General features: G+C 53.7%; 10 protein-coding genes. 6 read left to right on the top strand and 4 right to left on the bottom strand.

What is annotated here, in order from left to right; all coding sequences use genetic code 11:
* Nucleotides 1–31 precede the first annotated feature (31 nt).
* The 4 genes from dnaA to gyrB are packed head-to-tail and all read left to right on the top strand — an operon-like array spanning nt 32 to nt 6,178.
* Nucleotides 32–1,507, top strand: a complete 1,476-nt coding sequence (gene dnaA, locus IQ22_RS04365) for a chromosomal replication initiator protein DnaA (protein WP_145138615.1) — start codon at nt 32–34, stop codon at nt 1,505–1,507.
* Nucleotides 1,508–1,535: 28 nt separating this feature from the next.
* Nucleotides 1,536–2,639 carry a DNA polymerase III subunit beta gene (gene dnaN, locus IQ22_RS04360; protein WP_145138612.1) on the top strand — a complete coding sequence of 368 codons (1,104 nt, stop codon included), beginning with the start codon at nt 1,536–1,538 and terminating at the stop codon, nt 2,637–2,639.
* 13 nt (nt 2,640–2,652) lie between these two features.
* Nucleotides 2,653–3,765 carry a DNA replication/repair protein RecF gene (recF, locus tag IQ22_RS04355; RefSeq protein ID WP_145138610.1) on the top strand — a complete coding sequence of 371 codons (1,113 nt, stop codon included), beginning with the start codon at nt 2,653–2,655 and terminating at the stop codon, nt 3,763–3,765.
* Nucleotides 3,758–6,178, top strand: coding sequence for a DNA topoisomerase (ATP-hydrolyzing) subunit B (gene gyrB / locus IQ22_RS04350; protein ID WP_145138607.1), 2,421 nt, complete (start codon nt 3,758–3,760; stop codon nt 6,176–6,178). The genes recF and gyrB overlap by 8 nt, the downstream gene beginning before the upstream one ends.
* A gap of 552 nt (nt 6,179–6,730) precedes the next feature.
* On the opposite strand, the gene IQ22_RS04345 is transcribed toward gyrB, so the two are convergent.
* The 4 genes from IQ22_RS04345 to glyQ are packed head-to-tail and all read right to left on the bottom strand — an operon-like array spanning nt 6,731 to nt 11,042.
* Entirely contained in the window at nt 6,731–7,495 is a 765-nt protein-coding gene (locus tag IQ22_RS04345) for a lysophospholipid acyltransferase family protein (RefSeq protein WP_145138604.1), read from the bottom strand.
* A 3-nt stretch (nt 7,496–7,498) separates the two neighbouring features.
* Entirely contained in the window at nt 7,499–8,035 is a 537-nt protein-coding gene (gene gmhB / locus IQ22_RS04340; RefSeq protein WP_145138602.1) for a D-glycero-beta-D-manno-heptose 1,7-bisphosphate 7-phosphatase, read from the bottom strand.
* Between the two features lie 5 nt (nt 8,036–8,040).
* Nucleotides 8,041–10,095: a glycine--tRNA ligase subunit beta gene (gene glyS / locus IQ22_RS04335; RefSeq protein ID WP_145138599.1), complete on the bottom strand. Its 2,055-nt coding sequence runs from the start codon at nt 10,093–10,095 to the stop codon at nt 8,041–8,043.
* Nucleotides 10,092–11,042, bottom strand: coding sequence for a glycine--tRNA ligase subunit alpha (gene glyQ / locus IQ22_RS04330; protein ID WP_145138596.1), 951 nt, complete (start codon nt 11,040–11,042; stop codon nt 10,092–10,094). The genes glyS and glyQ overlap by 4 nt, the downstream gene beginning before the upstream one ends.
* 102 nt (nt 11,043–11,144) lie before the next feature.
* On the opposite strand from glyQ, the gene IQ22_RS04325 reads away from it, so the two are divergent.
* Nucleotides 11,145–11,714: a DNA-3-methyladenine glycosylase I gene (locus tag IQ22_RS04325; protein ID WP_145138592.1), complete on the top strand. Its 570-nt coding sequence runs from the start codon at nt 11,145–11,147 to the stop codon at nt 11,712–11,714.
* Nucleotides 11,715–11,769: 55 nt separating this feature from the next.
* The gene (locus IQ22_RS04320; protein WP_145138565.1) at nt 11,770–12,657 is read left to right on the top strand and encodes a lysophospholipid acyltransferase; all 888 of its coding nucleotides are present in this window, start codon (nt 11,770–11,772) and stop codon (nt 12,655–12,657) included.
* Nucleotides 12,658–12,687: the final 30 nt, after the last annotated feature.

Here is a 12,687-nt window from a genome sequence, read left to right as displayed (position 1 = left end):
CGTTGCCAGGTGACTTTCTTCTGGAGTGACTGTGTCAGTTGAACTTTGGCAGCGCTGTGTCGACGTTCTGCGCGATGAGCTGCCTTCGCAACAATTCAATACTTGGATTCGCCCGTTGCAAGTCGAGGCGGAGGGTGCCGAGTTACGTATTTATGCACCTAATCGTTTCGTTCTGGATTGGGTTAACGAAAAATATGTCGGACGTTTGCTTGAGCTGCTTGATGAGCAATCCGATGATGGCTTGGTTCCAGAATTGAATCTGCTTATAGGCAGCCGTAAGAGCAACAAGCCAACCCGTGCGCCTGTAATGGCACCTTCGCCTGCTTCTACACCTTCTTCCGCGTCTGTTCAGTCAGCTTCAGCCGACCAGGTAGAAGAGCCGGTTCAGCAGATCGAGATGCCTATTGTCGATGAAGCTGATCCGCAACCTGCTCCTTTGGTACCAAAGACCGAGCGCACGGTTCAAGTGGAAGGAGCGCTCAAGCACACTAGCTACCTGAACCGTACATTTACGTTCGAGAATTTCGTCGAAGGTAAATCGAACCAGCTGGCTCGTGCAGCAGCTTGGCAAGTAGCTGACAATCCTAAACATGGTTATAACCCTCTCTTTCTATATGGAGGGGTAGGTTTAGGTAAGACTCACCTGATGCATGCCGTGGGTAACCACCTGCTCAAACGTAATCCGAATGCAAAGATCGTTTATCTACATTCAGAACGTTTCGTTGCAGATATGGTGAAGGCACTACAGCTCAATGCGATCAATGAATTCAAGCGTTTCTACCGCTCAGTAGATGCCTTGTTGATCGATGATATTCAGTTCTTTGCTCGTAAAGAACGCTCTCAGGAAGAGTTTTTCCATACGTTCAATGCCCTGCTCGAAGGGGGACAGCAGGTTATCCTGACCAGTGATCGTTATCCTAAGGAAATCGATGGTCTGGAGGAACGTCTGAAATCCCGTTTTGGTTGGGGCTTAACGGTAGCGGTTGAACCACCGGAGCTGGAAACGCGCGTCGCTATTCTGATGAAGAAGGCGGACCAGGCTCGAATCGACTTGCCACACGATGCAGCGTTTTTCATCGCGCAACGGATTCGTTCCAATGTGCGTGAGCTTGAAGGTGCGCTCAAGCGAGTCATTGCCCATGCTCATTTCATGGGACGCGAGATTACGATCGAGCTGATTCGCGAGTCGCTTAAAGATCTCCTGGCACTACAAGACAAGCTAGTCAGTATCGAAAATATTCAGCGGACGGCTGCGGAATACTACAAGATCAAAATCGCCGATTTGCTTTCCAAGCGGCGCTCCCGCTCTGTGGCGCGGCCGCGCCAAGTGGCGATGGCGCTGTCGAAGGAATTGACCAACCACAGTTTGCCGGAAATCGGCGACGCCTTTGGTGGACGCGATCATACGACGGTATTGCATGCTTGTCGTAAGATTGCCGAATTGAGAGAGTCCGACGCGGATATTCGTGAGGACTACAAAAACTTATTGCGCACACTGACTACCTGATCAGAAGCATCTGGCAAGGGACAAGACCATGCATTTCACTATTCAACGCGAAGCCTTGTTGAAACCATTGCAGCTCGTGGCTGGTGTCGTGGAGCGTCGGCAGACATTGCCTGTCCTCTCCAACGTGCTGTTGGTGGTACAGGGACAACAATTGTCGCTCACCGGTACCGATCTGGAAGTCGAACTGATTGGGCGGGTCACGCTTGAGGATAAGGCTGAGCCCGGCGAGATTACCGTACCGGCTCGTAAGCTTATGGATATCTGCAAAAGCTTGCCAAGCGACGCACTGATAGATATCCGTACGGATGATCAGAAATTGCTGGTCAAGGCAGGCCGCAGCCGCTTTAGCCTGTCCACGCTGCCGGCCAATGACTTTCCTACTGTTGAGGAAGGTCCAGGATCCATGAATTTCAGTTTGCCCCAAAGTAAGCTGCGTCGTCTTATCGAGCGCACCGGCTTTGCCATGGCTCAGCAGGACGTACGTTACTACCTAAATGGCATGTTGCTTGAAGTCAGCGAAGGGCATTTACGTGCGGTGGCTACCGATGGACATCGTTTAGCGATGTGCGTCCAGGGAGCCGGTATCCAGTATGAGGGACGTCATCAAGTTATCGTGCCTCGCAAAGGGATTCTCGAGCTGTCACGTCTGTTGATGCAGCCGGATGAGCCGGTCAACATTGTACTAGGGCAGCACCATATCCGCGCCATGACGAATGATTTTACATTCACATCTAAGTTAGTTGACGGCAAGTTCCCTGATTACGAAAGAGTTTTGCCGCGTAATGGTGACAAGGTACTGACCGGTGAGCGTCAGTTGCTACGTGAGGCCTTTAGTCGCACGGCTATTCTTTCTAATGAAAAATACCGGGGTATTCGTCTGCAATTGGTAACAGGGCAGCTGAAAATTCAGGCAAATAACCCAGAGCAGGAAGAGGCTGAGGAAGAGCTGCAAGTCGATTATGCAGGCAGCGATTTAGAAATCGGATTTAACGTGAGCTATTTATTGGATGTTTTGGGTGTGATGACGACCGATCAGGTTCGTATCACGCTATCGGACTCCAACAGTAGTGCGTTGGTCCAGGAAGCCGGTAACGATGAGTCCTCCTACGTCATCATGCCGATGCGTCTGTAATCCAGCCGTTTAGATGTCGCTTATTCGCTTGACCGTCACTGCCGTGCGCAACTTGCATGCAGTGACGCTTGCGCCCTCTCCGCGAATCAACATCCTGTATGGCGATAATGGCAGTGGCAAGACTAGCCTGCTTGAAAGTATTCATCTTCTTGGCTTGGCCCGCTCCTTCCGTAGTACTCGCCTAGCGCCTGTTATTCAGAACGACCAACTTGCTTGTACAGTGTTTGGTCAGGTCAGCCTACCTGATGATGGCGTCAGTAACCTAGGCGTCCAGCGCGAGCGTAATGGTGAATTTACCATCCGGATTGATGGGCAGAACGCGCGAGGGACTGCTCAGCTGGCTGAAACATTGCCAATTCAGCTAATCAATCCGGATAGCTTTCGCCTGCTGGAAGGTAGTCCCAAGATCCGTCGCCAGTTTATTGATTGGGGTGTGTTTCACGTGGAACCCCGATTTCTTCAAGTGTGGCAGCGCTTGCAGAAAGCTCTGCGTCAGCGCAATTCCTGGCTCAGACATGGTAAAATGGACGCCGCTTCGCAGCATGCGTGGGACCGCGAGTTGACGCAGGCCAGTCATGAAATCGACGCCTTTAGACGCGCCTATATTACCGAGCTAAAGCCCGAATTTCAGGCAGCTTTGGCTGAATTGGTAGATATAGACGGCCTGACCTTTAGTTACTATCGCGGCTGGGATAAAGACCGTGAGCTGCAAGATGTGCTATCGGCTTCCTTGAATCGAGATATGCAGCTTGGGCATACACAGGCCGGGCCGCAGCGCGCTGATTTGCGTATACGTATGGGTAGCCATAACGCAGCGGATATTCTCTCACGCGGCCAGCAAAAGTTGGTCGTATGTGCCTTGCGAATCGCTCAGGGACGGCTGATCAACCGGGTGAAGCGCGGACAATGCGTTTACCTGGTGGATGATTTGCCTTCCGAATTGGATGAGCAACACCGAAAGGCGTTGTGCCGCTTGTTGGAAGCGCTCAACTGCCAGATCTTCATTACCTGTGTCGAGAAAGAATCCTTGGAATCCAACTGGCATGACGATACGCCAGTAGCCCTGTTCCACGTCGAACGGGGAACCATTACGCAGACCCCACCCCTGGGAGTAAAGCATGAGTGAAAACCAGACTTACGATTCCTCCAGTATTAAGGTACTGAAGGGACTAGACGCAGTTCGTAAGCGTCCAGGCATGTACATCGGTGATACCGACGACGGTACCGGCCTTCATCATATGGTCTTCGAAGTGGTCGACAATTCGATCGACGAAGCGCTTGCCGGCCATTGTGATGAAATTACGATCACGATCCATATGGATGAATCTATTACGGTACGCGACAACGGTCGTGGTATTCCGGTAGATATCCATAAGGAAGAAGGTGTTTCCGCCGCTGAAGTCATTATGACCGTCTTGCACGCGGGCGGTAAGTTTGATGACAACACCTACAAGGTCTCTGGCGGTCTGCACGGGGTGGGCGTATCTGTTGTAAACGCCCTGTCCCAAGAGTTGCGCCTGACCATCCGCCGTAGCGGCAAGGTCTGGGAGCAGGTCTATGTACATGGTGTTCCGCAAGAGCCATTAAAGGCAATTGGAGAAACCGAAGGTACTGGCACCCAGATTCACTTTAAGCCCTCGGCCGAGACCTTTAACAATATCCAATTCAGCTGGGATATTCTGGCCAAGCGCTTACGTGAACTGTCATTCCTCAACTCTGGTGTGGGTATCCTGCTAAAGGATGAGCGCTCCGGCAAGGAAGAGATGTTCAAGTATGAAGGTGGTTTGCGAGCGTTCGTTGAATATTTGAACACCAACAAGACACCTGTAAATCAGGTGTTCCATTTCAATATTAATGACCGTGAAGATGGTATTGGTGTTGAAGTGGCATTGCAGTGGAACGACAGCTTCAACGAGAACATCCTCTGCTTTACAAACAATATTCCGCAGCGCGATGGCGGTACTCACCTGGCAGGGTTCCGTTCGGCGCTGACGCGTAACCTGAACACCTATATCGAAGCCGAAGGTCTGGCCAAGAAACACAAGGTTGCGACTACGGGTGACGATGCGCGTGAAGGCTTGACGGCCATTATTTCTGTAAAGGTGCCGGATCCCAAGTTCTCCTCCCAGACCAAAGACAAACTGGTTTCCTCGGAAGTAAAAACAGCCGTGGAACAGGAGATGGGCAAGCAGTTTGCTGACTTCCTGCTAGAGAACCCGAACGAAGCCAAGGCAGTGGTCGGCAAGATGATCGACGCGGCCCGGGCTCGTGAAGCGGCGCGTAAAGCCCGTGAAATGACACGTCGTAAGGGGGCATTGGATATTGCCGGTTTACCCGGAAAGCTGGCGGACTGTCAGGAAAAAGACCCTGCGCTTTCTGAACTGTACATCGTGGAAGGTGACTCTGCCGGTGGCTCGGCCAAGCAAGGCCGCAACCGGCGGACTCAAGCAATCCTGCCGCTAAAAGGCAAGATCTTGAATGTGGAGAAGGCGCGCTTCGACAAGATGCTCTCCTCGGCCGAAGTCGGGACGCTGATTACTGCTCTAGGTTGTGGTATTGGTCGTGAAGAGTTCAACATCGACAAGCTGCGTTATCACAACATTATTATCATGACGGATGCGGACGTTGACGGTTCGCACATCCGAACGCTGCTATTGACGTTCTTCTTCCGGCAGATGCCCTTGCTGATCGAACGCGGCTATATCTATATTGCGCAACCGCCGTTGTACAAGGTCAAGCGCGGCAAGCAGGAGCAATACATCAAGGATGACGAGGCGATGGAGGAATACCTCACGCAAACGGCCTTGGAAGATGCCAGCCTGCATGTCAACGAACATGCTCCGGGCCTGTCGGGCGTCGAGCTAGAAAAGCTGGTGAACAGCTACCGGACGGTAATGAAATCGCTCAAGCGATTGACCCGTCTGTATCCAGCGGATATTAGCGAGCACATGCTCTATTTGCCACGTGTCGAGCCTGAGCAGTTGGCGGACCAGGCAGCCATGACCACATGGATCGATAGCTTGCGGGCGCGCCTGAAGGTCAATGAGCGTTCCGGCCTCGTCTATGAAGTAAACCTACGAGAAGATCGTGAGCGTCATTTGTGGTTGCCAGAGGTTGAAACCAAGGCCCATGGTCTGTCGAGCCATGTTACGTTTAATCGTGATTTCTTTAGCAGCAATGATTATCGTCAGATTACAACGCTAGGCGGTCAGATCAACAATCTGCTTGAAGATGGCGCTTATGTGAAACGCGGTGAGCGACGCAAGGACGTTTCCACTTTCCGTGAAGCGCTTGAGTGGCTAATGAACGAAACGACCAAGCGTTACAGTATCCAGCGCTATAAGGGCTTAGGCGAGATGAACCCGGATCAACTGTGGGAGACCACGATGGATCCGAGCGTGCGCCGTATGCTACGTGTGACGATTGAAGACGCTATTGCAGCTGATCAGATCTTCAATACGCTAATGGGTGATCAGGTAGAGCCGCGTCGCGAATTTATCGAGAGTAACGCCTTGGCGGTATCGAATCTGGACGTTTAAGCGCGCTGGCTCGATAAAAGGCCTCAGTTATCATACTGAGGCCTTTTTTTTGCCTTTAAAAAGCCGGATACGCCGGGAGTAGTGATTAAGCTAATGCCACTGTTAAAAACAGTACGCTAATGCTTAGCCGGCTTATTACAAGTGATGCGCTGCATTGCGAATGCTGCTATCACCAGTTGTGTATAAACATTCCCCCTACCCCGTATACAAAAGGTCAAGCGGAGCAGTGGATAACAATTTACGGAGGATTCCTATCCACAAAACAGCCAGCGGTTTTTCATCCTTGTAAACCGTTATGGGAATGCACTGTTGCATGTAAGTCGCTGCCGCTTTGGTGATTTATGACTTTCTCAACTGAAGTTGAATAGTGTCTACAAGCGCAACGTAGGATCAGGTACTGGAAAGATTAGATATGCGTTACGAAGAGGTGTCAAAAAAGAGCGTTCTGAGTACTTGTTAATATGTAAGTGGCTGTATAACTATTGTGATAGTTATACACAGGTGTAAAAAACCCCAACGAATCGGGGTTGTTGATGATGTTTGGTGAATTATTCACAAGGCGGGCGGCGTTACTATCGCCTCACATTGAGCGTTACTTGTGGATATCTCCGCCAGTGCCTTTTCGATAAACGCTTGGCTGCGGGCGTTGAGGTCAACAATGGCACGCGGATCGCTACCATTGGGCTCCAGAACAGGACCGATAACCACTTTGATAGTGCCTGGCCGCTTTAACCAGTTTGCATTGGGCCAGTATTCGCCAGCATTGTGGGCAATTGGCAGTACTGGAACGCCTACTGCACAGGCCAAGGCGGCACCTCCTCGGGAAAATTTGCCCATTTGGCCTACGTCTACTCGCGTGCCTTGAGGAAAGATCAGCACCCAGCAGCCTTGCTTGAGGTAACGTCCGCCCTGCTCGGTGAGTTGTTGCAGAGCGACTTTGCCATTGTCACGGTCGATAGCGATGGGTTTGAGCAAAGAAAAAGCCCAACCAAAGAAGGGTACTTTTAGCAGTTCGCGCTTGATGACCTGAGACGTTGGTTCGAACATGGCCGATAGGAAAAAGGTTTCCCATGTGCTCTGGTGGTTGGCAATGATGATACAGGGCGTAGTGGGGATATTTTCGCGGCCGATGATTTCGTAGCGGATCCCGCAGACAGCCTTGGCCAGCCAGACGGCAAAGCTGGTCCACGCCTTGACCACCAAGCGATAGCGGGCGCGATAGGCCAGGAACGGAGCAATCAATAGCGACACGCATGACCAGATGATGCCGCTACTGCCCAGAAGTATATAAAAGATCACAGTACGCAAAGCGCGCATGGATTATTCCTGTAGAAGATGGTGTACGACGGCCGACAGGTCGGCAAACACAAGGGTGCCTTCCGGTAACGGCTTCTGCAGGGTACGTTCGCCTTTTCCGGTTCTAACAAGATAAGGCTCGCAGCCGAGCACCAAACCTGCCGTGAGGTCACGCAGGCTATCCCCTACTACTGGGATGCCCTTGAGATCAGGTAGGTCAAAATGCTGAGCGATCTGCCGAAACAGTCCGGGGCTGGGTTTTCGGCAATCGCAGGCGTCATCCGGACCGTGGGCGCAGTGGACGATCAGATCGACCTGACCGCCCTGCTCTGCTACGAGCCGCTGGAGCTTGACATGCATAGCGTCAAGCGCGTGGCTATCGAACAGGCCACGCGCAAGACCGGACTGGTTGGTGGCGATAGCTATTTTCCAACCTGCCTGACTCAACCGTGCCATGGCTTCAATGCTACCAGGGAGCGGAGTCCACTCCTCAACCGATTTTACGAAGTCATCCGAGTCCTCGTTGATAACACCGTCTCGGTCGAGCACGATCAGTTTCATAGCAGTCAGCCCAGCAGTGAAATATCAGCGATACCCAAGAACAAGGCGCGCAGACGGGCCAGCAATGCATAACGGTTAGCTCGAACATGCTCGTCATCAGCGTTCACGAGAACTTGATCGAAGAAACTATCGACCGGTTCGCGCAGACGTGCCAGACGGTTAAGCGCTTCGCGGTAGTTACGCGACAAGGAAATTGGCTCGACATTTTGTTCGGCCTCGGTAATTGCCTCCAGCAACACGCGCTCAGCGTCATGTTCAAACAGCTTGGCATCGACTTGCGCCAGTACCATGCCTTCGACTTTGCCTAGCAGATTGGATACACGCTTGTTGGCAGCAGCCAGTGAGGCGGCTTCCGGAAGACCACGGAAAGCCTGCACGGCCTGGACGCGCTGATCGAAATCCAGGGCCGAGTTCGGCTTCAGGGCGCGAACGGACAGGTAGACTTCTGCCGCAACGCCTTCGTCTTCATAGCGCGCCCGGAGGCGGTCGAAGATGAAGTCCTGGACCTGCTGGGCCAGATCGCCTGCCTTGACCTTGTCGCCGTACAACTCGATGGCTTTCTCTACCGCGGCCGGAATGCTCAGGTCCTGCTGCTTCTCAATCAGAATGCGAAGCACACCAAGGGCCTGACGACGCAAGGCGAACGGATCTTTGCTGCCAGTGGGCAGCATGCCAATACCGAAAATACCTACCAGGGTATCGAACTTGTCGGCCAGCGCCACGGCAACGCCAGTGTCGGTACGAGGCAATTCGGCACCGGCACCACGAGGCATGTATTGCTCATTCAGCGCGTGAGCGACGTCTTCGGCTTCGCCATCGTTCAGGGCGTAGTAATAACCGGCGATACCCTGCATCTCAGGGAATTCACCAACCATTTCCGTAGCCAGATCACATTTGGCCAGAATACCGGCACGAGCGGCTTTTTCAACGTCTGTGCCCAACTGTTCCGCAATAAACGCGGCCAGTTTGGAAACACGCTCGGACTTCTCGTAGACCGTACCGAGCTGAGCCTGGAACACGACGTTTTTCAGGCGATCGTTAAATGTTTCCAGCGGCTGCTTCTTGTCTTGCTTGAAGAAAAACTCAGCGTCGGTCAGACGTGGGCGAACCACCTTCTCGTTACCGGAGATAATCTGAGCCGGGTCCTTGCTCTCCACGTTCGCGACGGTAATGAAGCGAGGCAAGAGCTTGCCGTTCTGGTCCAGCAGGCAGAAGTATTTCTGGTTGTCCTGCATGGTGGCAATCAGGGCTTCCTGGGGAACGTCAAGGAAGCGCTCTTCAAACGAGCACACCAGAGGAACAGGCCATTCGACCAAGGCAGTGACCTCGTCGAGCAGATCGGCAGGCACGACAGCATTGCCTTTCTGTTCCTTGGCCAATTCATCTACGCGACGGGCAATCAGCTCGCGACGCTCGGCAAAGTCTGCCAGTACATAAGCGGCACGCAGGTCTTCGGCGTAATTGGCCGGTGCAGTGATGTGTACGTTGCCTGGGCTATGGAAGCGGTGGCCGCGCGATGTGCGACCGGCTTTTTGCGCCAGGATTTCACAGTCCAGCACGTCATTGCCAAACAGCACAACCAGCCATTGGGTCGGACGAACAAACTCTTCACGACGGGCTGCCCAGCGCATGCGCTTAGGAATGGGTAGCTCGCCCAAGGATGTTTCAACAATACCCGGCAGCAGTGTACTGGCAGGTTGCCCTTGAATTGTCTGGGAGAAACGTAGCTTAGGACCACTACGGTCGATTTGGCTGATATCTACACCGCATTTGCGTGCGAAGCCCAGAGCCGCCTGGGTGGGATTGCCGTCGGCGTCGAATGCCGCCTTAACGGGCGGGCCGTCCAGGTTCACGCTACGATCAGGCTGCTGCTCGTCCAACTGGCTGACCAATACGGCCAGACGACGCGGTGCAGCGTAGTAACGGGCTTCGGTATAGTTCAGGCCGGCTGCTTTGAGGCCTTTTTCAATACCGGTCAGGAAGGCTTCGCCCAGGGTTTTCAGGGCCTTTGGTGGCAGCTCTTCGGTGCCAAGTTCGACGAGGAAATCCTGGGCACTCATTGTTCAGCCTCCTTGAGTTTGGCGAGTATTTCGTCACGCAGTTCGGGCGTGGCCATAGGGAAGCCGAGACGCGCACGGGCCTTCAGGTAGCTGTGCGCCACGGCGCGAGCCAGAGTACGGACGCGCAGGATGTAGCGCTGGCGCTCGGTCACGGAAATTGCGCGACGGGCATCCAGCAGGTTAAAGGTGTGCGAGGCCTTGAGTACCATTTCGTAGGTTGGCAATGGCAAATCAAGTTCAATCAGGCGGTTGGCTTCGGACTCGTACAAATCGAACAGCTCGAACAGCTTCGGCACGTTGGCATGCTCGAAGTTGAAAGTAGACTGTTCTACTTCGTTCTGATGGAACACGTCACCATAGGTTACGGTGCCGAACGGGCCATCGGTCCAGATCAGGTCATAAACTGAGTCCACACCCTGCAGGTACATAGCCAGGCGCTCAAGACCGTAGGTGATCTCGCCGGTTACTGGATAGCATTCGATGCCGCCTGCCTGCTGGAAGTAGGTGAATTGGGTGACTTCCATGCCGTTCAGCCAGACTTCCCAGCCCAAGCCCCAGGCACCTAGCGTCGGCGACTCCCAGTTGTCTTCCACGAAGCGGATGTCGTGGACGAGCGGATCGAGGCCAATAGCCTTCAGTGAACCAAGATACAGCTCCTGAAAGTTGTCCGGATTGGGCTTGAGGACTACCTGAAACTGATAGTAGTGCTGCAAACGGTTGGGGTTTTCACCGTAGCGGCCATCGGTAGGACGGCGGCTGGGCTGAACGTAGGCGGCATTCCAGGTTTCTGGGCCAATAGCGCGGAGGAACGTGGCGGTATGGAACGTACCGGCGCCAACTTCCATGTCATAGGGCTGCAAAACCACACAACCCTGCTCCGCCCAATAGTTTTGCAGGGCAAGGATCAGGTCCTGGAAAGTGCGCACGGCGGGTGGAGTCGAAGTCACGGCGTTCACCTGTGCTGGAAACGGTAAAAGTCGGGCAGTATACCCGATTAGGCCAGGATGATATTTAGCTCCGCTACCCGTTCATTCACCTTGGGAAAACTTATGCCACGTTGTTATTGGTGCACCGACGATCCGTTGTACATCGCTTATCACGATCATGAGTGGGGCGTTCCGCTCCGAGACGAGCAGCGCCTGTTCGAGTTGCTTGTACTAGAAGGTTTCCAGGCAGGATTATCGTGGATCACTATCCTGAAGAAGCGCGCCCGTTACCGGGAAGTCTTGTTCGGGTTTGACCCCGAGCGGTTGGCCGTTATGACTGATGAGGAGATCGAGGAGCGGATGCAGGATGCCGGTATTATCCGCAACCGGATGAAGCTCAGGGCTGCGCGGCAGAATGCCCAGGCCTGGCTGCGTCTGGACAATCCAGTTGCCTTTCTCTGGTCATTTACCGGTGACCAGCCCAAGATCAATCATTTTTGCGACCGCAGTGAAGTGCCCGCCATTACGCCGGAAGCCGAAGCCATGAGCAAGGCGCTAAAGAAGGCCGGCTTTACCTTTGTTGGTCCTACGATCTGTTATGCCTACATGCAGGCCACGGGCATGGTGATGGATCACACCACGGATTGCTGCCGTTATGGTGCGCTGATAGGCAATGAGGCGCCGAAAGGCTGATACGGCATGCAAGCGGGCAGTACAATAACGGGTTTTATGCTTGTGGGAGTCGCTCTTGGAAAAGCTCAAAGGCGCGCTGATCGTAGGTTTCCTGCGTCTGTTGGCCCTGCTGCCCTGGTCTATGGTGCAGCGTCTCGGTTCCTTTATCGGCTGGTGCATGTGGAAACTGCCTACTCGAGCTGGTCAGGTTACACGGATAAACCTAGCGCATTGTTATCCAGACCTGAAAGGCGAAGCGCTGGAACAGTTTTCCAAGGAATGCCTGGCGGGTATCGGCAAGACCCTGACTGAAAGTGCCTGTGCCTGGATCTGGCCGGCGAAGCGTTCTCTCCAGCTGATCCGTGAGGTTGAGGGCATGGACGTGCTCCAGGAGGCCTTGGCGTCCGGTGACGGTCTGGTAGGTATCACGAGTCATCTGGGTAACTGGGAGCTGCTCAATCATTTTTACTGCTCTCACGCCAAGCCGGTCATCTTCTATCGGCCGCCCAAGCTGAAGGCAGTGGACGAGCTTTTGAAAAAACAGCGCGTTCAATTGGGCAACCGGGTCGCGCCTTCCACGCCGGAAGGGATCATCAGCGTGATCAAGGAAGTCCGTCGTGGCGGAGCCGTAGGTATTCCGGCCGATCCGGAGCCAAGCCGCAGTGCTGGCCTATTCGTGCCGTTCCTGGGCACTACAGCGCTTACCAGTAAGTTCGTACCGTCGTTGCTGGCGAAGGGTAAAGCGCGCGGCGTGTTTTTTCATGCAGTGCGTTTGCCGGACGGCAGTGGCTACAAGGTAATTCTCGAAGCCGCACCGCCGGAAATGTACGACAAGGATCCGGAGGTGTCGGTGGCAGCGATGAGCAAGGCGTTGGAGCGCTACGTCAGCGCTTATCCCACGCAATACATGTGGAGCATGAAACGCTTCAAGAACCGGCCCGAGGGAGAGCCGCGCTGGTATTAATTGCATTTTCTCCCCCTGATCGCGGTCAAT

The organism is Pseudomonas duriflava, assembly GCF_007830155.1.
In the GTDB taxonomy this organism is placed as follows: Bacteria; Pseudomonadota; Gammaproteobacteria; order Pseudomonadales; family Pseudomonadaceae; genus Chryseomonas; species Chryseomonas duriflava.
This window is presented reverse-complemented; position numbering and strand designations above follow the sequence as displayed.